At 74.8% G+C, this 22,576-nt stretch carries 24 protein-coding genes; 14 read left to right on the top strand and 10 right to left on the bottom strand.

Annotation, left to right across the window (positions count from 1 at the left end):
* Genes VMV22_05045 through VMV22_05020 form a run of 6 tightly spaced genes read left to right on the top strand, consistent with a single transcriptional unit; the run spans position 1 to position 4,292 of the window.
* Entirely contained in the window at positions 1 to 468 is a 468-nt protein-coding gene (locus VMV22_05045; protein ID HUY21687.1) for a cyclic nucleotide-binding domain-containing protein, read from the top strand.
* Positions 461 to 1,315, top strand: coding sequence for an FAD/NAD(P)-binding protein (locus VMV22_05040; protein ID HUY21686.1), 855 nt, complete (start codon positions 461 to 463; stop codon positions 1,313 to 1,315). Before VMV22_05045 ends, VMV22_05040 begins: the two co-directional genes overlap by 8 nt.
* Entirely contained in the window at positions 1,315 to 2,112 is a 798-nt protein-coding gene (locus VMV22_05035; GenBank protein ID HUY21685.1) for a hypothetical protein, read from the top strand. The genes VMV22_05040 and VMV22_05035 overlap by 1 nt, the downstream gene beginning before the upstream one ends.
* A complete protein-coding gene (locus VMV22_05030) occupies positions 2,087 to 3,394 on the top strand; it encodes a Ni/Fe hydrogenase subunit alpha (protein ID HUY21684.1) in 1,308 nt (435 codons plus the stop codon). Before VMV22_05035 ends, VMV22_05030 begins: the two co-directional genes overlap by 26 nt.
* Positions 3,391 to 4,020: a hydrogenase maturation protease gene (locus tag VMV22_05025; protein ID HUY21683.1), complete on the top strand. Its 630-nt coding sequence runs from the start codon at positions 3,391 to 3,393 to the stop codon at positions 4,018 to 4,020. Before VMV22_05030 ends, VMV22_05025 begins: the two co-directional genes overlap by 4 nt.
* Positions 4,017 to 4,292 carry a HypC/HybG/HupF family hydrogenase formation chaperone gene (locus tag VMV22_05020; protein HUY21682.1) on the top strand — a complete coding sequence of 92 codons (276 nt, stop codon included), beginning with the start codon at positions 4,017 to 4,019 and terminating at the stop codon, positions 4,290 to 4,292. The genes VMV22_05025 and VMV22_05020 overlap by 4 nt, the downstream gene beginning before the upstream one ends.
* 45 nt (positions 4,293 to 4,337) lie before the next feature.
* On the opposite strand, the gene VMV22_05015 is transcribed toward VMV22_05020, so the two are convergent.
* Together VMV22_05015 and VMV22_05010 are read right to left on the bottom strand one after the other, a co-directional pair.
* A complete protein-coding gene (locus VMV22_05015; GenBank protein HUY21681.1) occupies positions 4,338 to 5,039 on the bottom strand; it encodes an HD domain-containing phosphohydrolase in 702 nt (233 codons plus the stop codon).
* 134 nt (positions 5,040 to 5,173) lie between these two features.
* Positions 5,174 to 5,881: a hypothetical protein gene (locus VMV22_05010; protein ID HUY21680.1), complete on the bottom strand. Its 708-nt coding sequence runs from the start codon at positions 5,879 to 5,881 to the stop codon at positions 5,174 to 5,176.
* Between the two features lie 68 nt (positions 5,882 to 5,949).
* On the opposite strand from VMV22_05010, the gene VMV22_05005 reads away from it, so the two are divergent.
* A complete protein-coding gene (locus VMV22_05005; GenBank protein HUY21679.1) occupies positions 5,950 to 6,735 on the top strand; it encodes an SDR family oxidoreductase in 786 nt (261 codons plus the stop codon).
* 57 nt (positions 6,736 to 6,792) lie between these two features.
* Here the strand turns inward: VMV22_05005 and VMV22_05000 are convergent, their stop codons facing one another.
* Positions 6,793 to 7,572, bottom strand: a complete 780-nt coding sequence (locus tag VMV22_05000; GenBank protein HUY21678.1) for a PhzF family phenazine biosynthesis protein — start codon at positions 7,570 to 7,572, stop codon at positions 6,793 to 6,795.
* A gap of 193 nt (positions 7,573 to 7,765) precedes the next feature.
* Here VMV22_05000 and VMV22_04995 point away from each other — a divergent pair, with 193 nt between their 5' ends.
* The 6 genes from VMV22_04995 to VMV22_04970 are packed head-to-tail and all read left to right on the top strand — an operon-like array spanning position 7,766 to position 13,580.
* The gene (locus VMV22_04995) at positions 7,766 to 8,227 is read left to right on the top strand and encodes an OB-fold domain-containing protein (GenBank protein HUY21677.1); all 462 of its coding nucleotides are present in this window, start codon (positions 7,766 to 7,768) and stop codon (positions 8,225 to 8,227) included.
* Positions 8,220 to 9,425 carry a lipid-transfer protein gene (locus VMV22_04990; protein ID HUY21676.1) on the top strand — a complete coding sequence of 402 codons (1,206 nt, stop codon included), beginning with the start codon at positions 8,220 to 8,222 and terminating at the stop codon, positions 9,423 to 9,425. The genes VMV22_04995 and VMV22_04990 overlap by 8 nt, the downstream gene beginning before the upstream one ends.
* Positions 9,426 to 9,445: 20 nt before the next feature.
* Positions 9,446 to 10,267 (top strand): enoyl-CoA hydratase, encoded by an 822-nt coding sequence (locus VMV22_04985; protein HUY21675.1) that lies wholly within the window; start codon positions 9,446 to 9,448, stop codon positions 10,265 to 10,267.
* A gap of 48 nt (positions 10,268 to 10,315) precedes the next feature.
* Positions 10,316 to 11,656: an adenosylmethionine--8-amino-7-oxononanoate transaminase gene (bioA, locus tag VMV22_04980; protein HUY21674.1), complete on the top strand. Its 1,341-nt coding sequence runs from the start codon at positions 10,316 to 10,318 to the stop codon at positions 11,654 to 11,656.
* On the top strand, positions 11,653 to 12,834 hold the full coding sequence (locus tag VMV22_04975; protein HUY21673.1) for an 8-amino-7-oxononanoate synthase: 1,182 nt from the start codon (positions 11,653 to 11,655) through the stop codon (positions 12,832 to 12,834). Before bioA ends, VMV22_04975 begins: the two co-directional genes overlap by 4 nt.
* On the top strand, positions 12,831 to 13,580 hold the full coding sequence (locus VMV22_04970; protein HUY21672.1) for a dethiobiotin synthase: 750 nt from the start codon (positions 12,831 to 12,833) through the stop codon (positions 13,578 to 13,580). The genes VMV22_04975 and VMV22_04970 overlap by 4 nt, the downstream gene beginning before the upstream one ends.
* 20 nt (positions 13,581 to 13,600) lie before the next feature.
* Here VMV22_04970 and VMV22_04965 read toward each other — a convergent pair whose 3' ends face one another.
* From VMV22_04965 to bluB, 4 genes are read right to left on the bottom strand one after another with little or no spacing between them, the layout of a single operon-like run.
* Entirely contained in the window at positions 13,601 to 14,551 is a 951-nt protein-coding gene (locus VMV22_04965) for a zinc-binding dehydrogenase (GenBank protein ID HUY21671.1), read from the bottom strand.
* Positions 14,552 to 14,596: 45 nt separating this feature from the next.
* Complete coding sequence (locus tag VMV22_04960) at positions 14,597 to 14,944, bottom strand: LapA family protein (GenBank protein ID HUY21670.1); 348 nt, start codon at positions 14,942 to 14,944, stop codon at positions 14,597 to 14,599.
* Positions 14,941 to 15,723: an ROK family protein gene (locus VMV22_04955; GenBank protein HUY21669.1), complete on the bottom strand. Its 783-nt coding sequence runs from the start codon at positions 15,721 to 15,723 to the stop codon at positions 14,941 to 14,943. Before VMV22_04955 ends, VMV22_04960 begins: the two co-directional genes overlap by 4 nt.
* Positions 15,720 to 16,610 carry a 5,6-dimethylbenzimidazole synthase gene (gene bluB, locus VMV22_04950; GenBank protein ID HUY21668.1) on the bottom strand — a complete coding sequence of 297 codons (891 nt, stop codon included), beginning with the start codon at positions 16,608 to 16,610 and terminating at the stop codon, positions 15,720 to 15,722. The genes VMV22_04955 and bluB overlap by 4 nt, the downstream gene beginning before the upstream one ends.
* A 141-nt stretch (positions 16,611 to 16,751) precedes the next feature.
* Between bluB and VMV22_04945 the strand changes: the two genes are divergently transcribed.
* A complete protein-coding gene (locus tag VMV22_04945; GenBank protein HUY21667.1) occupies positions 16,752 to 18,173 on the top strand; it encodes an amidase in 1,422 nt (473 codons plus the stop codon).
* 47 nt (positions 18,174 to 18,220) lie between these two features.
* Here VMV22_04945 and VMV22_04940 read toward each other — a convergent pair whose 3' ends face one another.
* Genes VMV22_04940 through VMV22_04930 form a run of 3 tightly spaced genes read right to left on the bottom strand, consistent with a single transcriptional unit; the run spans position 18,221 to position 22,559 of the window.
* Complete coding sequence (locus tag VMV22_04940; GenBank protein HUY21666.1) at positions 18,221 to 19,564, bottom strand: cytochrome P450; 1,344 nt, start codon at positions 19,562 to 19,564, stop codon at positions 18,221 to 18,223.
* A gap of 17 nt (positions 19,565 to 19,581) precedes the next feature.
* The gene (locus VMV22_04935; protein HUY21665.1) at positions 19,582 to 21,183 is read right to left on the bottom strand and encodes a type IV secretory system conjugative DNA transfer family protein; all 1,602 of its coding nucleotides are present in this window, start codon (positions 21,181 to 21,183) and stop codon (positions 19,582 to 19,584) included.
* Positions 21,180 to 22,559 carry a hypothetical protein gene (locus tag VMV22_04930; GenBank protein HUY21664.1) on the bottom strand — a complete coding sequence of 460 codons (1,380 nt, stop codon included), beginning with the start codon at positions 22,557 to 22,559 and terminating at the stop codon, positions 21,180 to 21,182. The genes VMV22_04935 and VMV22_04930 overlap by 4 nt, the downstream gene beginning before the upstream one ends.
* Between the last annotated feature and the right edge of the window lie 17 nt (positions 22,560 to 22,576).

Below are 22,576 nucleotides of genomic sequence, written 5' to 3'. Positions count from 1 at the left end.
GTGACACAGGACATCGCCGAGCTCGTCGCCAAGCACCCGCTCCTGGCGGGCCTGCCCGGCGATGCCGTGGCGCTGGTGGCGGGCTGCGCCCGCAACATCGTCGTCGCCAAGGGCCACCTCCTGCTAGAGGAGGGCGGGCCTGCGGACACGCTGTATCTCCTGCGCCGGGGACGGGTGGCGCTCGAGCTGCACTCGCCCGAACGCGGCCGCATCACGGTGGAGACCGTCGGGCCGGGCGACCCCGTGGGCTGGTCGTGGATGCTTCCCCCGTACCGCTGGCACTTCGACGCCCGGGCCCTCGAGCCCGTGGGCGCCGTGGCTGTGGACGCCACCTGCCTCCGGCAGAAGGCCGAAGCCGACCCCGCCTTCGGCTACGCCCTCATGCAGCGCGTGGCCGCGGTGATCCTCGAGCGCCTGCAGTCGACGCGGATCCGCCTCCTCGACCTCTACGGCAAGGGCAGTGGCTGACACCGCGGTGGCGCCCCTCCATCCGCTCACTCCGCTGCCCTATCGCGTGATGGCCACGCGCCGGCTGACCGACGACGTCACGACGCTGTCGCTCGAACCGCTGGCCGGCACGCCCGTGCGGTTCGGGCCCGGGCAATTCAACATGCTGACCGCCTTCGGCATCGGCGAGGTGGCTATCTCGGTGAGCAGTGCCCCCGACGCGCCCGGGCCCCTCGAGCACACCATCCGCGACGTGGGCGCGGTGACCCATGCACTGTGCAGCGCCTCGCCCGGTGCGGTCGTCGGCGTGCGCGGCCCGTTCGGCAACGACTGGGGCGTCGACGACATGGCCGGGTCCGATGTCGTGGTCGTGGCGGGCGGCATCGGGCTCGCACCGCTGCGCGGCGCGGTGGAGCGCCTGGTCGCCTCGCTCGGGGATCGGCGGGGCCCCTCGGCGCTCTTCGTACTCGTCGGGGCGCGGTCGCCCGACCAGGTCGTCTTCGCCGACGACCTGGCGCGCTGGCAGGAGGCCGGCGCCGACGTCCGGGTGACGGTGGACGTCGCCGAGGCCGGGTGGGCCGGGCGCGTCGGCGTCGTGACCACGCTCCTGCCCGGCGCGGCCTTCGACCCGGACCGGACGAAGGCCATCATGTGCGGGCCCGAGATCATGATGCGCTTCTCCATCCGCGGCCTCGTCGACCGCGGCGTGCCGGCGTCGGCGATCCGCGTGTCGCTGGAGCGCAACATGCAGTGCGGCGTCGGGTTGTGCGGGCACTGTCAGCTCGGCCCCTACCTGTTGTGCCGCGACGGTCCCATCTTCGGATACGAGGGGGCGCTCGAGCGGCTCCTCCTCCAGCGGGAGCGCTGATGGCGGGTCCCGACGGTCGCCCCACGCTGGCGGTGTGGAAGTTCGCGTCGTGCGACGGGTGCCAACTCAGCCTGCTCGACTGCGAGGACGAGCTGCTGACACTGGCCGGCGCGGTGCAGATCGCCTCGTTCACGGAGATGAGCCGGGCGGTCGTCGACGGGCCGTACGACGTGTCGCTCGTCGAGGGGTCGATCACCACGCCCGACGACGCCGAGCGCATCCAGGCGGTGCGCGCCGCGTCGACGTTCCTCGTGACCATCGGGGCGTGTGCCACCGCCGGCGGGATCCAGGGCCTGCGGGACTTCGCCTCTGTCGGGGACTACACCGCCACGGTCTACGCCCGTCCCGACTACATCGCCACGCTCGAGACCTCCACCCCGATCTCGTCGCACGTGGCCGTCGACTACGAGCTGCACGGCTGCCCCGTCGACCGCGGCCAGCTACTCGAGGTGATCGTGGCCCACATCTCGGGGCGGCGCCCCGCCATCGCCGGCCACAGCGTGTGCCAGGAGTGCAAGGGCCGCGGCACGGTCTGCCTCCTGGTGGCCAAGGGCACGCCGTGCCTGGGGCCGGTGACCCGGGCCGGGTGCGGCGCGCTGTGCCCGTCGGTGGACCGGGGGTGCTTCGGCTGCTTCGGGCCCGCCGACACGGCCAACACGAACTCGCTGGCGGCACGCCTGCGCGCCGACGGGCTCGCACCGGTCGACGTGTCGCGCCTGTTCCGCACCTTCAACGCCGGCGCGCCGGCGTTCCGTCAGGAAAGTCTCGCCAATGACCCACGGCCGCCCGAACGGTAACCGGACCGTCGAGGTCCCAGGCCTGGCGCGCGTCGAGGGCGAGGGCGCGCTGCGGGTCGAGGTCCGCGGCGGGACGGTCACCGAGGTCGAGCTCAACATCTTCGAGCCGCCGCGCTTCTTCGAGGCGCTGCTCGAAGGGCGACGGTTCGACGAGGCCCCGGACATCACGGCGCGCATCTGCGGGATCTGCCCCGTCGCCTACCAGATGAGCGCGTGCCTCGCCATGGAGGACGCCTGCGGGGTGACCGTGAGCGAGCCCGTGGCGGCGCTGCGGCGCCTGCTGTACTGCGGCGAGTGGATCCAGAGCCACGCGCTGCACGTCTACCTCCTGCACGCTCCCGACTTCCTCGGGTGCCAGGACGCCGTGGAGCTGGCCGGCATCGACCGGGCGGCCGTGGAGCGCGGCCTCGAGCTCAAGCGCACCGGCAACCAGCTCATGCAGGCCGTGGGCGGACGCGCCGTGCACCCCGTGAACGTGCGCCTCGGCGGCTTCTACCGTGCCCCGGACACCGCCGCCGTCCGCGCCCTGGCCGAGCCGCTGCGCCGGGCCCGCGACGCCGCCCTGGCCACCGTGGAGTGGGTGGCGGGCTTCGAGTTCCCCGACGTCGAGGGCGACTACCGGTTCGTGGCCCTGACACACCCCGACCACTACCCGATCGAAGACGGCCGGGTGGCGCTGTCGACAGGCGGCGACGTCAGCGCGGCGGAGTTCGCCGACATCGCCGTCGAGGAGCACGTGGCCCGCTCCACGGCGCTGCACGCCCGCTTGGAGGGGCGCGACCCCTATCTCACCGGGCCCCTCGCCCGCTACGCCGTCAACGCCGCGCGCCTGCCCGAGCTGGCGCGCCAGGCGGCGAGGGCGGCGGGCCTGGCCGAGGTCTGCCGCAACCCGTTCCAGAGCATCGTCGTGCGCAGCGTGGAGCTGGTGTTCGCCTGCGACGAGGCGCTGCGGCTGGTGGAGGCGTACGACCGCTTCGAGCCGGCCGCCGACACGGTGGTGCCCAGGGACGGGGTGGGCACCGGCGCCACCGAGGCCCCCCGGGGCCTGCTCGTCCACCGCTACGACATCGGCGGCGACGGTGTCATCCGCTCGGCGCGCATCATGCCCCCGACGTCGCAGAACCAGATCACCATCGAGGACGACCTCCGGCGCGTGGTCGAGGGCGGCCTCGACCTGTCCGACGACGAGCTGACGTGGCGGTGCGAGCAAGCGGTACGGAACCACGACCCGTGCATCTCGTGCGCGGCACACTTCCTCGACCTGACCGTCGACCGCTCGTGATCAGACGGGTGGTGGTCGTGGCCATGGGGAACGAGTACCGGCGCGACGACGGTGCCGGCCTGGCCGTCGTGCGCTCCGTGCGCCCCCGCCTCGGCGAGCTGTCCACGCCCGAGGTGGACGCCGTCGGCATCGGGCCCTTCGGCGACCCCCTCGACCTCCTGGGGCAGTGGGACGACGCCGCCCTGGCCGTCGTCGTCGACGCCGTGCGCACGGGGGCGCCCCCCGGCACGGTGGTCGTCGTCGAGCTGGGCGCCAGGCCGGGCGCGACCGACGCCGCCGAGGCCGGCAGGTCCGGCGACGCGGGCGAAGCCGGCAAGACCCGCGGCGCGGCCGAGGCCGGCAGGACCGGCGGCGCGGCCGACGGCCGTGGCGACGCGGTGACGGAACCGGGGTATGCGACCGGGGTGACCGACAGACGCGCCTCGAGCACGCACGGGCTCGGCATCGCCGGGGCCCTGCGCCTGGCGCGGGCGGTCGGCCGCGCGCCCGACCGGGTGCTGGCGGTCGGCATCGAGGGTGAGGACTTCGGCAACGGCACCGGTCTCAGCGACGCCGTGGCCCGAGCCGTCGAGGAGGCCGCGGCACGCGTGCTCGAGATCGTGGGGACGGCGCTGCCGTGTGCGTGAGCCGCCTCCACCTCGTGGTGGGGTCACCGGACGCCGGCGAGGTGACGGTCGAGGACATGGACGGCGCCCGGCACCGTGTCTCCCTGTTGGCCTACGACGGCGACCCCCCGGAACCGGGGCAGTGGCTGGTCGTCCACAGCGGCTTCGCCCTCGGGCAGGTGGACGCCGCCGAGGCGCGCGCCGTGGCTGCCGAGCTCGCCAGCGTGCGCGGGCCGAGCCCGGGGCGTCGCACAGCAGCCGACGCGAAGCAAGCGGGCGACCGGTCGACCTGATCGTGTGCCCGGTGTCACCGGGCGCGACGCGGTGTCGTCCGTGGGCTACGCCACCGACGTCCGCAGATGCCGGTGACGGGTCGTGCCCACACCGACGCGACGGGCGGCGTTGACGGCGGCGATCGTCGAGGGCCGGTGCTGCATCGATCGGGCGATGGTGGCGATCACGCCGCGCCGGTCCAGGTGGGCGAAAGCGTCGACCACACCCGGCTCGAACTTCGTGCCCCGGCCGTGGACGACGAGCTCGATGGCGGCGTGGTGGGCAAGGGCGTCCTTGCGGTACGGCTGCGCGTGGGTGAGCAGATCGTAGGCGTCGGCCACACCGATGATGCGGGCGAACGACGGGAGGTCCTCGCCGTCGAGGCCGTCGGGGTACCCACTGCCGTCCCAGCGCTCGTGGTGCGATCGCACGACCGCCGCCATGGGCCGCAGCTGCGACCCGAAGGCGAGCATGAGCTGCTCTCCGGCGATGGCGTGGTGCCGGAGCTGCTCCCACTCGTCGGCCGTGAACAGGCTGCCGGGCTTGTGGAGCACCTCCTCGGAGACGGTCAGCTTGCCGATGTCGTGGAGCACGCCCACCCACGTCAGGATGCCCAGCTCGGCGCTGTCCAGCCCGAGGACCTCGCCGATGAGCGCGCTCATCGTTCCCACCCGGGCCGAATGCTGGGCGGTACTGCGGTCGTAGACGGTCTCGGCCCGCTGCAGGGCCGGGAGCAGCTCGAGGTGGGTGGCGATGGTCTCGTGCATAGCGATCACATGAGTCCGTCGTCACGTCGGAGCCGGTGCCGCAGGTCACAACGGCCCTGTCCGGACAGGGCGAAGGTCACCTTGTCACCACGTTCCGTGACGCCGAGGGCCCACGCGGGCACCCGTGGGTGCGGCTACTGCGGCCGGGGCAGACCGATCGGGTTGGGCACGGGGACGACCCCGGCGGCCGCCACCGCCGCCGCCAGCGGACGCAGGAGAGACCGCAGGGCGTCGATGCCCTCGTCCCCGAGCCTCGTCCACGGCTCGGCCGCCAGCCGGTCCGTGGCGTCCTCGATCTCGAGGCGCGCCGCGGTCCCCGTCGCCGTGGGCGTCCCGTCGTCGTGGAGCCAGCCCCTGTCCACCAGCGCCGACGCTGCGGCTCCCCAGGCGTCGTCGTCCCACCCGGGCGCCGCCTGCAGGACCGCACGGGGCACGGCACCCGTGGCCGCCATGGAGACGAGCGCCCGGCACCCGTCGAGCCCGGCGGCCAGGAGGACGGCGACGTGCCCGTCGCCCCGGTGCTCACGCAGCACGGTGGCGCCGTGCCACAGCGCCCGGCGCGGCTCGCCGGGCCAGGGCGACGCGGCGTTGGCGGACACCAGCGACCAGGCCTCCGGAAGGGCCCGGGCCACCCGGGCGGGGTGGAGACTGAAGAAGGTGGCGTCGACGACGGCGGGCCCGACGGCTCCCATGGGAGCGGCCCGACCGGCGACGTAGCCCATCCAGAAGCCCTCCAGCCCGGCGGAGGCGTACGCCTCGGCCGACTCCTCGGCGAAGTAGGTCACGGCGTGCACCGGCTCGAACAGGTGCCAGAGCTCCCGGGCCGTGCGCGCCGCGTCCACCGGCCGTGTTCCTACCATGGGTCCACGGCGCGGGCCCCGCAGTGGGCCGGGCCGGGGACGGAGGAGCCATGTTCGATCTGCGCGGGGCGGTGGTGGTGGTCACCGGGGCGTCGTCGGGCCTGGGGCGGCGGTTCGCGCTCGACATGGCCGCGGGTGGCGCGCTGGTCACGGGCGTGGCGCGGCGCCAGGAGCTGCTCACGACGCTCGGCGACGACATGCGGCGCCTGTCGCCGGGATCGTCCACGGTCACGTGCGACGTCAGCGACACGGACCACTTCTCGACCACGCTCGCCCTGGTCGAGAACGAGCACGGCCGCATCGACGTCCTCGTGAACAACGCCGGCATCGGCCCACCCCGGGGAGGCACCGGCGCCGGCCTGGCGGCGTACCGCGCGGTGATGGAGACCAACTATTTCGCGGCGGTGGCGGGGACGCTGGCGGTCCTCCCGGGCATGCTCGAAAGGCGTCGCGGCGTCGTGGTCAACGTGTCCTCCGACAGCGGCCGGGCGCCGGGGCCGGGAGCACACGAGGCCGCCTACGGCGCGTCGAAGGCTGCGCTGAGCGCCTTCACCGAGAGCATGTCGTTCGACGCCGAGGAACGCGGTGTGCACCTTCACGTCCTGTACCCGGGGTGGGTCCCCACGGCGATGGGATCGGCCGCCCTCGACGAGGGCATGCCCATGCCCCCGAGGATGGTGCGCCGCTCCGAAGAGCAGGTGTCCCGACTGCTGCTCGCCCGTATCGGTGGACCGAAGATGGACATCGACGCCGCGCCGATCGCCCGGCTCGCTCCCGTGGGCCGCGCCGTCTTCCCGCGTGCCTACCGCAAGGGCGTGCGCAAAGCCAGCAGCTGAACGGTCACCGTCCCGTGCGCACCGGCCCGGGCGCGCCGAGCCGGACGCGGCGGCGACTCAGACGACCAGGTGCACCTGTGAGACCGTCACCGCCCGGCCCCCGAGGATCACGCGGTCGCCGCGCCTGCGCATCCGCACGATCCCCCCGCGGGCCGATGCCTGCTCCCCCGTCAGCTCGTCACGCTCCAATGCGTCGCCCCAGTAGCCGGCCAGCGTGCAGTGGGCCGCGCCGGTCGCGGGGTCCTCGGGGATGCCGGCGTTGGGGGCGAACACCCGGCTCACGCAGTCGATGCCGGGCCGGTCGGCAGCGGCGGTGACGATGACCATGAACGATCCGAGGGCGGCCACGGCAGCCTGGTCGGGGCGGAGCCCCCGGACGACGGCGGCGTCGGCCAACTCCACCAGGATGGCCGCCCGGGCACGGGCCACGGCGCGCACCGCCGCCGCGCCATCGGAGCCGAGGGCGGCATCGATCGCCGGCGGCGCGTCGTCGAGCGTGTAGGGGTCGGCCGGGAAGTCCATGTCGATCCAGCCGTCCGGGGCGGGGGCGCAGACGAGCTCGCCGCTCCTGGTGTGGAACCTCCCCGACCCGCCGAGCACATGGGCGGTGGCCAAGGTGGCGTGACCGCACAGGTCGACCTCCACCGTGGGGGAGAACCAACGCAGGTCGTACGAGCCGTCGGGGCGCGCCACGGCGTACGCCGTCTCCGAGAGGTTCATCTCGCCGGCGACCGCCTGCATGCGGGCGTCGTCGGGGAAGGCGTCGAGGACGGCGACGGCGGCAGGGTTGCCCGCGAACGGGCGGTCGGTGAACGAGTCGACGACAGTCAGGTCCATGGGTGCGCTCGCGATCGGGCCGGGGCGGCAGAAGGCGAATCTACGTCGGGGTCACGGGCCGGCTCGCGGGGCAGGCGGCGCGCCGGGGCCGGGGGGTACGCCCGGCGCTGTTCCCGAGGCGAACGGGTGCCCCGGAGCAGGCCGGCCCGAAGGGCCCCTGAAGCGCATTCTGACGGGGCGTTAGACTTCCCCGATGGCCGCCACCAAGACCCGCGTCCCCGCCGTCGAGGGCTGGTTCACCGCCGACGGCGACACGCCGGCGCTGCTCGGCAGCCGCTGCCGGACCTGCAGCACCTACGCCTTCCCCCGCGAGACCCTCTTCTGCCGCAACCCGGGCTGCGACGGCGACGGCTTCGACGAGGTGCACCTGAGCCGGCGGGGCCGGGTGTGGTCCTACACCGACGCCCGCTACACGCCGCCGGCGCCGTACGTGGCGGCCGACCCCTACGTGCCCTTCTGCATCGCCGCGGTCGAGCTGGCCGAGGAAAAGATGGTGGTGATGGGCCAGGTGGTCCCCGGGGTCGGCGTCGACGACCTGTCGGTGGGCACCGAAGTCGAGCTCGTCGTGGACGTGCTCTACGAGGACGACGACCACGAGTACCTCGTGTGGAAGTGGCGGCCCGTGGCCGCCGGATCGGGGGGGCTCCGTGCCTGACGACCGTCGTGTGGCCGTGCTCGGGGCGGGCATGCACCCCTGGGGCAAATGGGGGCGCAACTTCGTGGAGTACGGGCTGGCCGCGGCGCGTGGCGCCCTCGACGACGCCGGCCTGGCGTGGACCGACGTGCAGTTCGTGTCGGGCGCGGACACCATCCGCAACGGCTATCCGGGGTTCATCGCCGGGGCCACCTTCGCCCAGGCCCTGGGGTGGTCGGGCGCCCGGGTGTCGAGCGCCTACGCCGCCTGCGCGTCGGGGGCGACGGCCATCGCCGCGGCGAGGGCGCAGATCCTGGCGGGGCTGTGCGACGTGGCCCTCGTCGTGGGCGCCGACACGACGCCCAAGGGGTTCTTCGCCCCGGTGGGTGGCGGCGAGCGCAAGGACGACCCGGACTGGTTGCGGTTCCACCTCCTCGGGGCCACCAACCCGACGTACTTCGCCCTCTACGCCCGCCGTCGCATGGAGCTGTTCGGCGCCACCGAGGCCGACTTCGCGGCCGTCAAGGTGAAGAACGCCCGGGCCGGCGCGGCCAACCCCAACGCCCGCTACCGCCAGGAGGTGACCGCCGAGGAGGTGCTGGCCTCCCCCATGGTGGCCGACCCCCTGCGCCTGCTCGAGATCTGCGCCACGTCCGACGGCGGGGCCGCGCTCGTGCTGTCGAGCATGGACTTCGCCCGCCGCCACGCCGGCGGGGGCACGTTGGTGACGATCCCGGCGGTGTCGACGGTCACACCCCGGTTCCCGCAGACCGTGATCGAGATGCCCAACTTCGCCACCGACTCGGCCGTGGCCGTGGGCGCGGTGGACGGCCCCGGGTTCCGCCGGTCGATCGCGGCGGCCGCCTACGAGGAGGCCGGCATCGCCCCGGAGGACGTCGACGTGGCCGAGGTGTACGACCTGTCCTCCGCCCTCGAGCTCGACTGGTACGAGGACGTGGGCCTGTGCAAGGAGGGTGAGGCCGAGCGCCTGCTGCGCGACGGTGACACCGCCATCGGCGGCCGCATCCCGGTCAACCCGAGCGGCGGCCTGTCGAGCTTCGGCGAGGCCATCCCGGCCCAGGCCATCGCCCAGGTGTGCGAGCTGGTGTGGCAACTGCGGGGCCGGGCGCCGGGGCGCCAGGTCGAGGGCGCCCGGGTGGGCGTCACCGCCAACCAGGGACTGTTCGGCCACGGGTCGAGCGTCATCGTCACCACCTAGCCGACCGGGACCCAGGAGCCGTGCCCGACGTCGCGCTCCTCGAGGTCGTCGAGCGCGTCGCCACGGTGACGCTCAACCGGCCCGAGGCGCGCAACGCCCTGTCGACGGAGTTGGTGCGGGCACTCGCCCACCTGGTCGGGGAGGCCGACGACCGTGACGACGTGGACGTGCTCATCCTCACCGGTGCCGACCCCGCCTTCTGTGCCGGCCTCGACCTGAAGGAGCTCGGCGTCGACGGCGGCCCACTCAAGCGTGTGGCGGGTGACGGTGTGACCGGCGCCGGGCGCGACGACGGCGGCCAACGTCGCCGCGGGCGCGGGGGCCGGGGGGCCACACTGCCGACGACGAAGCCGATCATCGGGGCCGTCAACGGCGTGGCGGTGACCGGTGGGCTGGAGCTGGCGCTCAACTGCGACTTCCTGGTGGCCTCGGAGCGGGCGCGCTTCGCCGACACCCACGGGCGCGTCGGTGTCCACCCGCTGTGGGGGCTGACCGTCCTGCTCCCCCAGGCGGTCGGGATCCGCCGCGCCCGGGAGATGACGGCCACCGGCAACTTCGTGGACGCGGCCACCGCGCTCGCCTGGGGGTTGGTCAACCACGTGGTGCCCCACGAGGACCTCCTGCCCTTCGCCCGTCGGCTGGCCGCCGACATCGTGTCGAGCGACCGCCGGGCGGTGGCCGCCATCCTCGCCACCTACGAGGAGGCCAGCCGGGTCACCGGTGGTGAGGCCTGGGAGGCCGAGCGGCGCGCGGCGGCCGTGTTCCAGCGCGGCGGGGTCGACCCGGCCGAGATCGAGCGCCGCCGCCAGGGGATCGTGGACCGGGGGCGCTCGCAGGTCTGAGCGGCCGGAGCTGGACCGATGCCCCACCCTGGGAGAGACTCCACGGCGGTGACACCGATCGCGGGCCGGGGGGAGTCGGCCGACACGACCGACTGGGCGGCACGCGACGCGGCCGTGGTGTGGCACGGGTTCACCCAGATGGCCGCCTACGGCGACAACGCCCCGGTGATCGTGGACCACGCCGAGGGGCGGGAGCTCGTGGACGTCGAGGGTCGGCGCTACCTCGACGCCATCTCGTCGCTGTGGGTCACCACCCTCGGCCACGGCGTCCCCGAGCTCGACGCCGCCCTGCGCCGCCAGCTCGACCGGGTCGCCCACTCCACCCTCCTCGGCAACGGCAACCGGGTGGTGGTCGAGCTGGCCGAGGCCCTGGCCGCGGTGGTGCCGGTGGACGCGCCGCACTTCCTGTTCGCCTCCGACGGAGCCTCGGCGGTGGAGCAGGCGCTCAAGATCGCCGTTCAGTACTGGACCAACCAGGGGGTCGAGGGCCGCGATCGCTACCTCGCACTGGGCAACGCCTACCACGGCGACACCGTGGGGGGCCTGTCGCTCGGCGACGGCGGCTTCGGCACCGACGTCTTCGACCCGCTGCGCTTCCCCGTGGTGCGCACCCCCGGCTACGACGACCCGGGGTGGGCGGTCAAGGCCGTCGCCGCCGTGGACGCCCACGCCGGGGAGCTGGCCGCGGCGGTGCTCGAGCCGCTCGTGCAGGGGGCGGCGGGCATGCTGGTGACCGACCCCGGCGAGGTGGCCCGGTTCGCGGCCGCGTGCCGCCGGGCCGGGGTGCTGCTCATCGCCGACGAGGTCGCCACCGGCTTCGGCCGCACCGGCCGGCTGTTCGCCTGCGAGTGGAGCGGCACGCGGCCCGACCTGTTGTGCATGGGCAAAGGCCTCACCGGCGGCTACCTGCCGATGTCGGCGACGGTGGCCGCGGGCCACGTCTACGACGCCTTTCTGGGCGAGGACCTCGGCCCGCGCACCTTCTACCACGGGCACTCCTACGCGGGGAACGCCTTGGCGGCGGCCGTGGCCCTCGAGCACCTGCGCCTGGTGACGCGGCCCGCGGTGCTCGCCAACGTCACGGCGCGCGCCGAGCAGCTGGCGGCCGCGCTCGACGACGCGGTGGCCCCGCACCCGGCCGTGGGCGCGGTGCGCCAGCGCGGGCTGATGGTGGGCGTCGAGCTGGCGCCGCCGGCGCCCGGGCTGCGATGGGGCCGACGGGTGTGCGCGGCGGCCGTGGCCCGCGGTGTGCTCCTGCGCCCGCTCGGCGACGTGGTCGTCATCATGCCGCCGCTCACGACCACCGACGACGAGATCGCCCGCATCGTGTCCACCCTGGCCGAGGCACTGTCGACGGTGGCCGAGGTGGCCGCAGGCACCGACCGGTGACGCCCGACCCCGGGTCGGGCGCGGTGAGCCTGTGGTCCACGCTGGTGGCGGCCCGCGCCGCGCGCCTGCAGGCCGAGGGACGGTGGCGCAGCCCCGTGACCTTCGACGCCCGGGGACCCGAAGGCGTCCTCACCGAGACGGGCGACAAGGTCGTCGCCTTCGCGTCCAACGACTACCTCGGGCTGTCGGTGCACCCGACGGTGGTGGCCGCCGCCCACGAGGCCCTCGACCACTGGGGGACCGGCTCGGGGGCGAGCCGCCTCGTCACCGGGTCGCGCCCCGTGCACGACGAGCTCGAGTCGGCGCTGGCCGCCTGGAAGGGGACCGAGCGGGCCGCGGCCTTCCCCACCGGGTTCGGCGCCAACCTGGGGGTGCTCGGTGCCTTCGGCGACAGCGGCGTGCGCATCTGCTCCGACGAGCTCAACCACGCGTCGATCATCGACGGGGCCCGCATGTCGCGCGCCGAGGTCGCCGTCTACCGCCACCGCGACACCGACCACCTCGAGGCGCTGCTGCGCGCGGCGACGGGGCCAGCGCTCGTCGTGAGCGACGTGGTCTTCTCCATGGACGGCGACGTGGCCCCGGTGGCGGAGCTGGCGGCCGCCTGCCGGCGCCACGGCGCGCTGCTCGTGCTCGACGAGGCCCACAGCGTGCTGGGCCCCGACCCGGCGGCCGACCTCGGCGGGGTCGACGTCCTGCGGGTGGGCACGCTGTCGAAGACGCTCGGGTCGCTGGGCGGCTTCGTGGCGGGACCGCGCGCCTTCGTGGACCTCGTCGTCAACCGCGCCCGCTCCTACATCTTCACGACCGCGCTCACTCCGCCCGACGCCGCCGCCGCGCTGGCGGCGGTGCGCCTGGTGCAGACGGCCGAGGGCGACCGGCTGCGCACGCGGCTCGCCAACCACGTCGCCCGCGTGGCCCCGGGCCACCCGAGCCCCATCGTCCCCGTCGTGCTCGGCGACGACGACCGGGCCGTGGCGGCCTCGGCCGCCCTGCGCGCCCAGGGGGTGTGGGTGCCGGCCATCCGGCCGCCCACGGTCCCGGTGGGGACGGCGCGCCTGCGCATCACCCTGTCGGCCGCGCACACCAGCGCGCACGTGACCCTGCTCCTGGAGGCCCTCGGCGAGGTGCGGGCCGCCTTCGGGCCGCCGGGCACCGAGTCGCCGCACCACCCGTGACCGGGCCGCGTCCGGCGGTCGTGGTCCTGGTGGCGGGCACCGGCACCGACGTGGGCAAGACGTGGGTGGCCGCCCGGCTGCTCGAGACCTGGCGCGTCGCGGGCCTGTCGGTGGCCGCCCGCAAGCCGGCCCAGTCGTTCGCCGAGGGTGCGGGACCCACCGACGCCGAGGTGCTCGGGGCGGCGAGCGGCGAGGAGCCCGCCACGGTGTGCCGGCCGGGACGCTCGTACCGGGTGCCGCTGGCGCCGCCCATGGCCGCCGACGCGCTGGGCCTCCCCCCGCCCACGCTGGCGGACCTGGTGGGTGAGCTCGCCTGGCCGCCGGCCGGCACCGACGTGGGGCTGGTGGAGATGGCCGGTGGTGTGCGCTCGCCGCAGGCCGACGACGGCGACACCACGGACATGGTGCGGGCCATCGGGCCCGACGGCGTGGTGCTCGTGGCCGACGCCGGGCTCGGCACCGTCAACGCCGTGCGCCTCAGCGTGCGCGCACTCACCGACGTTCGCCGCGACGGCCGGCCTCCCCTCGTCCCCGTCGTCGTGCTGAACCGCTTCGACGCGTCGTCGGACCTCCACCGGCGCAACCTGGCGTGGTTGCGCGACCGGGACGGCGCGTGCGTGCTGCCGGCGACCCCCGACGGCCTCGGCGAGCTGGCGCGGCGCACGGCGCGGGAGCGGCCCGATGGCACGGCGCGGGACCGGCCCGATGGCACGGCGCGGGAGCGGCCCGACGGCACGCCGCCGTAGGGGCCCGACGCGCCGGCGCGTCAGGGGCCGGGCGCCACCAGGACGATCTTGCCGAGCTTGCCCCCCCGGGCGAAGCGCTCGTAGGCCTCGGTGGCGCGCTCCATGGGCACGGTGGCCGCCACCGGCACGCGCACCGTGCCGGCCTGCAGGAGCGGCACCACGTGCGCCTCGACGGCGGCGGCCACGGCGGCCTTCTCGACCGGGGAGCGGGCCCGCAGCGTGGAGCCGCTCACCTGAAGCCGCCCGCGCATGACGGTGAGGAGATCGATCTCGGCGCGCGCACCGCCGCCCACGCCGATCACCGAGATGCGGCCCGACGTGGCCATGGCGCCGAGCACGCCGGTGATGCTGGCGGCGCCCACGAGCTCGAGGGCGACGTCGAACGGCCCGAAGCCGAGGGCGTCGTCGGGAGCGGCCGCCTCCGCCGCCCCCAGCGCGAGCACGCCGGCGCGCAGCTCCTCACGGCGCACCGACGCCACGCAGCGGGCCCCGGCGGCGGCCGCCAGCTGCACCCCGGCCGTCCCCACGCCCCCGGCGGCGCCGGTGACGAGCACGCGGTCGCCGACGGACATGCCGCACTGGGCGAACAGGGCGTCGTGGGCGGTGGAGAACACCTCGGGGAACCCACCGGCCTCGGGCCACGGCAGGCCGCCCGGCACGGCCATGGCCCCGCGCTCGTCCACCAGGGCCAGCTCGGCCTGCGCGCCCCCGCCCACCACCGCCATGACGCGGTCGCCGACCGAGAAGCGCGACGTCCGGCGGCCGGTGGCGACCACCTCGCCGGCGAGCTCCATGCCGGGGATGTCGGGCGGGGACCCCGGGGGTGCGGGGTAGAGGCCGACGCGCTGCATGAGGTCGGCGGCGTTGACCCCGGCGGCCCGCACCGCGACCAGGAGGTCGGTGTCACCGGGCTCGGGGTCGGGGTGCTCCGCCCAGCGCAGCTCACCGTCCCCGATGGTCACCGCCCGCACGGGCCGAAACCTACCGGGTGCCGACGACGTGTCAGGGCACTGCCGCTAGGCCGGTGGTGCGTCGGAGCCCTGGATCCGGCCCTTGCGTCGCTGGCGCTCGGCCTGCTTCTCCTGGCGGCGCGCCCGGCGCGTGGCCTTGCGCTCGGGACCACCCAGGACGTAGCCGAACACCGTGCCGAGAACGAGGCAGGCGAGTACCACCCAGATGAGGCGCGGATGGCGGTTCACGAACCAGAAGTGCACGCGCACGGGTTGGGAGTTCTGCACCACGAAGACGAGGACGACCACCAGTAGGACGAGCAACGACAGCCCCCGGATGGCCCGCCGCCGCCGCCGGCGCCCCAGCTGCTCCATCTCCTCGCGCCCGGGCCGCTCGCCCGTGACGTCGGTCATAGCGCGATGTGGGACTCGTCCCACAGCCGGATCCCCCCGAGGATGCCGGCGGTGTTGTCCACGATGGAAACATCGTCGCCGAGGCCGGCATGCAGCTTTTTGGCATTGCCGCCCCCGATGAAGCAGTGGTCGAAGAACGACAGCGCCCGCAGCGTGACGATGGCCTTGCGCACGCGCTTGTTCCAGCGGGCGTTGCCGATGGCCTTGCGCGCCGCGTCGCCGATCTGCTCGTTGTAGGTGTCGCCCTTCAGGAAGGGGTGATGGGCGAACTCCAGGTGCGGCAGCAGGCGGCCGTCGTAGAAGAAAGCGGTCCCGACGCCCGTGCCGAGGGTCACGACGAGCTCGAGCCCTCTTCTGGTCACGACGGCGGCGCCCTGGACGTCAGCGTCGTTGGCGACCCGGGTGGGCCGGCCCAGGCGCTTCGAGAGCCCCCCGGCGAGGTCGAACCCCGACCACAGCTTGACGAGCACCGGGTCGATCGTGGTCCCCGGGCCGTGCTCGGTGATGAAGTGCGGTGCCGACAGCACACGCCCGTTGCGCACCATCCCCGGGAATCCCGCCGACACCCGGTCGGCGGACGGGAGCGGGGCGACCAGCGCCACGAGGTCGTCGATCATCGTCGCCGGGGGGCACGGGTACGTGGTCCGCACCACGACGCGGTCGGCCACCATCGCCCCGGTGGCGTCGAGCACCGACGCCTTGAGCCCCGTCCCCCCGATGTCGATGGCGAGGGTCAGCGGGGCCTCGGGGGACCGGCTCGGGGTGGGCTGCTCGGTCATCGTGCGCCTCCTCGTCCAGCCCCGGCCGCGGTGTCGAGGGCGCGCCCCCCGGCCGCGGTGTCGAGGGCGCGCCCCCCGGCCGCGGTGTCGACGGCGCGCCCCCCGGCCGCGGTGTCGACGGCGCGCCCCCCGGCGGCGGTGTCGACGGCGCGTCCCCCGGCCGCGGTGTGCAGCGCCTCGGCGCCGCCGATCTCCCAGTGGTCGAGATGCAACACCGCGTCGAGGGGCAGGCGCGACCGCCAGCCGTGGCGCTCGAGGTCGGGGGTGTCCTGCAGCGTTCCCACCGGGCCCACGCACAACCACGCCACCGGCCGGACACCGTCGGGGATGTGCAGCAGCTCGCGCAGGAAGGATTCCCGGTAGAACGACACCCACCCCATGCCCCAGCCCTCGGCCGTGCACGCCAGCCACATGTTCTCGATGGCGAGGCACACCGAGTACAGGCCGGCGTCGGCGATGGCGTGGCGGCCGAGCACGCCCGGCGCCCCGCGAGCGGGGTCGTAGGTCACCACCACCGACAGGCTCGCCTCGAGGATCCCGTCGATCTTGATGCCGGCGAACCGCTCGGCGCGCTCGCCTTCGAGGGACGCCGCGAAGGTGCTGCGCTCCTCCTGGACATGCGCCCAGAACGCGCGCCGGACGGCGTCGTCGGTGACGAGGACGAAGTCCCACGGCTGCGACAGGCCCACGCTGGGAGCGCTGTGGGCGGCCCCCAGCACCCGGGCGAGGACCTCCTCGTCGACGGGCTCGCCGCTGAACTCGGCCCGCACGTCGCGCCGGCGATGGACCACGTCGTAGAAGGCGGGGGGAGCGCCGGGGGCCGGGGCGGTGCCCACGGCGCCCGCCGTGTCCGTGGGATCGGCAGGCCCGGACCGGTGCGGCTCCATGCGCGCACCTTACAAGCGCAGGCCCCGCCGGCCGGCCGCGTGGTGCCCAGGCCCCCGACCGCGTGCTTCCCTGACGCCGGCCGGTCCGTGACCGCCGGCGGGCCCGAGCCGTTCCCGACCGTGCGCGGTAGCCTCCGCGCCATGACCGACGCACCGTGGACCGGGGACGCCTGCTCGCTCGTCGACTCCTTCCGCAAGGGCGAGATCAGCCCCCTGGAGGCGCTCGACGCCACCCTGGCCGCCGTCGAGCGCTCGGGCCTGAACGCCTTCAGCCACGTCGACGCCGAGGCGGCCCGCCGGGTCGCGGCGCAGGCGGACGTGTCGCTTCCCTTCGGGGGGCTGCCGGTGGGGATCAAGGAGCTCGAGCCCGTCGCAGGCTGGCCCTACACCGAAGCGTCCCTCGTCTACGCCGACCGGGTGGCCGACCACACGAGCACCCACGTCCACCGGCTCGTCGACGCCGGGGCCGTCCTGGCGGGCCAGACCACCTCCAGCGAGTTCGGCGGCATCAACGTCACCCACACCAAGCTGCACGGCACCACGCGCAACCCGTGGAACCTCGAGCGCACGCCGGGGGGCTCCTCGGGCGGGTCGGCGGCGGCGGTCGCCGGCGGCCTCGTGCCCATCGCGTCGGGCGGTGACGGGGGCGGGTCGATCCGCATCCCCGCCGGCTTCACGGGCATGTTCGGCCTGAAGTCGAACTTCGGGCGCATCCCCAAGGGCCCGTTCACGCACCAGATCCCCCACACCGTCACGCTCGGGTGCATCAGCCGGTCGGTGCGCGACACGGCGCGGTGGTTCGACGTGTGCAACGGCTACGACCCGCACGACACTCTCAGCCTGCCGCGCGTCGAGGGGTGGGAGGCCGGCCTCGGGAGCCACCGCCAGGACCTGCGCGGCAAGCGGGCCGTGATCGCCGTCGACCTGGGCGTGGCGGTGGTGCACCCCGAGGTCGCGGCGCGTGTCGCCTCGGCCGCCGAGGCGCTCGTCGCCGACGCCGGGCTGGCCCGCGTGGACGTGGTGGTGTCGTTCCCGTCGGCGCTCATGGAATGGGCCATGTCCAATCTCGTGACGCTGGCCGCTGACCTCGGGGAGCGGTACCCGGCGTGCGAGCAGGACCTCACGGGCGAGATCATGCTGGGGATGAACATCGCCTCCCACCACTACGACCTCGCCATGGCCGCCGCCGCTGAGCGGTTCCGGGTGGAGGCACACGAGGTGATGGCCGACCTGCTCGACGACGTCGACTTCATCTTCGCCTCGACCAACCCCGACGTGGCCTTCACCGCCGAAGGGCCCGTGCCCGTGACGGTCGGCGACGTCGACCTCATGGAGAAGTTCGGCGACATCATGCGGGTGGGCGCCAACCAGGGGAACCTCACCTTCCCCGCCAACTTCAACGGGAACCCGGCGGTGTCGATCCCGGTCGGCACCTTCGACGGGCTGCCCGTGGGGATGCAGGTCATCGGCCGGCACCACCAGGAGGAGCTGCTGCTCGACCTGGCCCTGATCGCCGAGCGCGAGCGCCCCTGGCCCCTGGTGGCGCCGGGCGCCCCGCTCTGATCCTGCGCCGGTCCCGCTCGTGCCGCCGGCCGGTGCGGACGGTCCGGTCAGGCCGACAGGCTGACGGGAAGGGCCTGCAGCCCCCGCAACACGATGTTCTCCTTGTAGAGCAGCTGGTCGGTGGTGCGCTCCAGGCGCCGGGCCCGGCGCAGCAGGGCGGGCAGCGCGATCTGCGCCTCGAGCCGGGCGAGCGGCGCGCCGAGGCAGTGGTGGATGCCGAAGCCGAAGCCCAGGTGGTTGTTGTCGGCGCGGCCCACGTCGAAGGTGTCGGGATCGTCGAAGGCGTCGGGGTCGCGGTTGGCCGACCCGATGAGCAGCATGGAGAACTCGCCGGCGGCGATGCGGGCCCCCCCGACCTCCATGTCCTCGAGCGCCACCCGCCCCGTCAGCTGCACCGGGGGCACGAAGCGCAGCATCTCCTCCACGCCGCTGCGCATCACGGACAAGTCGTCGCGGAACCGGGCCAGCTGGTCGGGATGCTCCATGAGCGCCAGCGCCCCACCCGACACCAGGTTCACCGTCGTTTCGTGGCCGGCCACGAGCAGCAGGATGCACGTGGAGAGCAGCTCTCCCTGGGTGAGCACGTCGCCCTGCTCCTCGGCGGCGATCAACCGGCTGAGCAGGTCCTCGCCCGGGCGCGTGCGGCGCTGCTCGATGAGCGAGGCGAAGTACTGCACGAACGACAGGATGGCCCCCAGGCGCTGCTGCACGGCCTCCGGCGGGAGCAGGAAGTCGGGGTCGAGGCCCCTCGCCAGCGCGTCGGACCACACGCGGAACTGCTCGTGGTCCTCGGCGGGGACGCCGAGCATCTCCACGATGATCTGCACGGGCAGCGGGTAGGCGTAGTCGGCGACCAGGTCCGCCTCCCCGCGCGCCAAGGCGGCGTCGAGCAGCTCGTCGCAGATCTCCTCCACCCGGGGCCGCAGACCCTCGACGACGCGGGGCGTAAAGGCCTTCTGCACCAGGCCGCGCAGGCGCGTGTGGTCCGGCGGGTCGCGGAACAGGAACGGCGCCATCTCGGCGAGCATGGTCTCGGGCCCCGACCGTGGCCCGAACTCGTCGGCGCGCAGCGGGACGACCGAGCCGCCGTCGACGTTGCGGCCGTCGCTGCTCGACCGCCGGTCGCGCAGCACGGCCAGGCAGTCGGCGTGCCGGGTGAATACCCAGAACCCGAGGGCGTTGCGGTGCACGGGGTTGTCCCGGCGCAGGGCGGCATAGACGCCGTAGGGGTCCGCGACCCAGGCCGGGTCGTAGGGGTCCCAGACGAGGGTGCCGGCGGCTTCGGCCGCGTCGCGCACGGTGCGCGCCGCCTCGTGGAACTGCGCGGTGCGCTGGGCCACCAGCTCCGCCAAGCCGGGCTGGGCGGTGCCGGGCGCTGCCTCGTCGACCACGGGGCCACGGTAGCCGCCTACGTGGCGTCGGCCTCGGCGCGTGCCCGCAGTGCACGATCGTCCTGCCAGGGGCGCAGGGCGAGCCGGATCGGCGGGAGGTGGCCGGACACCACCACTCCTTCACCGGGGCGGATGCGCCGCAGGGCGTCTGCGGGCGCCAGCCGCCGGAAGGCCGGGGACTCGGTCACCGAGGCGGCGCCGTACCCGTCGACCGTGGTCGTCACCGAGCGACGCTCGGTGTCGCCGATCAGCGCGCTGGCGTGCTCGAGCGTGCCGGGATCGGCGATGCCCGACAGGAACACCTTCACCCGGTGGTTGTTCACGACGCTCCCCGCCCGCGCGCCGTAGCGGGCGTGCACCTGGGCGAGGTCCTGCCAGACCGTCACGAGCTGCACGCCATGGCCGGCCGCCGTCGACGCCAGCACGTCGAGCTCGGCCAGGGGGGCGACGTTGGCGGCCTCGTCGAGCACCACGAGGAGGGGCGGGTCGAGGGGCGACCCGAGCCTCGAGGCGCGCTCGTAGGCGGCCTCGACCACCTGGGCGACCAGGGTGGCGAACACCGGACGGAGCCGGCGCTGATCGTGTGCCGGCGCGCAGAGGTAGAGCGTGCCGGACTCGTCGAGCATGCGCACCGGGTCGAACGCCTCCCCCGCCACGGCGGCCGGGCTCGCACCGGCGCCCGCGGCGCCCGCGGCGCCCGCGGCGCCCGCGGCGCAGTCAGCGCCGGCGTCGGCACGTGGTTGGCACTCGGAGGTCGCCACCACGGGGTCGGCGAAGACCTCCACCACCGTCTCCGCCGTCGTGTAGACCGCGCTGCGCTGGCGGTCGTCGCGTGCCCACGAGGCCCGGGCCGCCTGGAGGGCCGGGCCGTCGCCGGACATCATGAGGGCGTCGTAGACCTCGTCCACCTCCTGGGTGTCGATCCAGCGGACGACGTCCGCCATCGTCCGGCCCGAGGCGGCGGCGGCCAGCAGCAGCGGCGCGAGGAGCTTGGCCGCCGTCGAGTACCAGAAGTCGCCGTCGGTCATCGATCCCGCCGAGGACCGGGCCACCTCGGTCAGCGACTGCGCGATGCGGCGTGCGCCCTCCCATGTCACCGCCGCCTGGAGCGGGGACCACGACGCCCGCGCCAGCCCGGTCACGGCCATCGGGTCGTACACCGACACCCGTCCGCACCGGCGGCGCCAGGCCATGGTGTTGCGGACGAGGTCGGACTTCACCGACGCCGCCACCACGGGCCCCGCCCACTCGAGGATGGCGGGCACGGCGAAGCCGCTCGTCTTGCGGCTCTGGGTCGGTCCGACGACGAGCACGGAGTGACCGCGCTCGGCCGCCAGCAACCGACGGCGCGCCACACCGAGCGACAGCCGGCCAGGCGTGGGCCCGCGTACGGCCAAGGGACGGGCATCGCGGGGCGTGGCCCAGCGAGCCGGGTCGTCGTCGGGCCGGGAGCGAGCCGCACCCCACCGCGTCCGGCCCGGCAGGACGGACCGTCCCGGCGCGCCCTGCGCCGGGCCCGGACGCCGGTGTCCGAACGACCCGGCGCGCCCCCCGCTCCGGGACACCACCACGCCCCATCCCGCCGCCACCGCCAGGACGACCGGCACGAGCCCGCTCACCGGTCGGACCGATCAGGGGCGATGGCACCGTGCGCGCCGGGTGCGCTGGGCGCGCTGCCACCGCCGCCACCCATGCGGGCGTCGGTATCGACGATGGTCGCTTCGTGGGGTGACAGGCGGTGCTCCACCAGAAAGGACCGCGTGCCCACCTTCCACAGCGCCACGCCGCGACGCAGATGGGGCACGAGCTCGACTTCGGTGGACGACAAGCCCAGCAGTGACGCGGCGCGCTCGACCTCGCCCGGGGGTTGGGCGTACACGACCCGTGTCTCCGAATCGGCGAGCAGCCCCTGGGCCAGGCCGACCTGCTCCGAGCCGGCCGCCCCTGTCGTCTCGAGGTCCGACAGGCGGTGGAGCACGGCGACATTGGCCACACCCCGGGCGCGCGACAGCTTCCACGACGACTGGAGCCAGCGCGCCACGCCGAGGTTGGCGAGGATGGCCCACGCCTCGTCGACGACCAGCACAACGCCGCCGTCGGTGCCGGTCGTGCCGACGGCAGTGTCGGCGGCACCGGCGGCCAGGGCCGCCTGCAACCACGCGGTGGCGCACGTCATCAGCACGCCGAGCGCGGCGGAGTGGTAGACGGCGGAGAGGTCGAGGACGACGAGCGGGGCGTCGAGCCGGATCCCCCGAGACGTCGGCCCGTCGAACATGCCCCGGAGATCGCCGGCGACCAGGCGACGCAATTCGAGCGCCACGTGCCGGCCGTCGGCGGCCAACCCGGCGGCGTCGGTGCCGACGGTGCGCGCCGCGGCGGCCGTCGGGCGCAGCAGCGCGTCCACCACCGTCGGGAGCGTGGGCCCCGGTGGCGGGGCGCCGCGGTGCGCCGGGCCATGCGGCAACGCCGAGGCGTCGGCCACGGCCAGCTCCAGTGCGCTGCGCTCGGTCGGCAGGAGTGGGCGTCCGAGGCTCGCCGCCGCCAGCGAGGAGAGCAGCTCGGACCGATGGCGGTCCACCTGGTCCCCACCGGGCTCGCCGCCGGCGCGGGCCGCACTCGACGGGACGGCGTCCAACGGGTTCAACCGCACGTCGCCCCCCGGGCGCACCGCCACCGGCTCGACGCCCCAGGCACGGGCCAGCGCGCCGTACTCACCCTTGGGATCCACGACCCAGGCCCGGCGACCGAAGGCGGCCTGACGCCACAGGTAGGTCTTCACGAAAGCGCTCTTGCCCCGGCCGATCTGCCCGACGACGACCATGTTCGGATTCGTGAGCACGCCCCGTCGGTAGAGGGCGAACGGGTCGTACGCGAACGCTCCTCCGAGCAGGTCGCGTCCCACGAGCACCCCGTCGGCGCCCAAGCCGGGCTCGCTGACGAACGGGTAAGCGGCGCCGAGATGGCGCGTGGTGGCTTCGTGCGCGGGAGTCCCCATGGCGTGATCCGTCCGGG

Source organism: Acidimicrobiales bacterium, assembly GCA_035531755.1.
GTDB lineage: Bacteria > Actinomycetota > Acidimicrobiia > Acidimicrobiales > UBA8190 > DATKSK01.
Note: the sequence above shows the minus strand (reverse complement) of the source record. Positions and strands in the feature narration are given on the sequence as shown.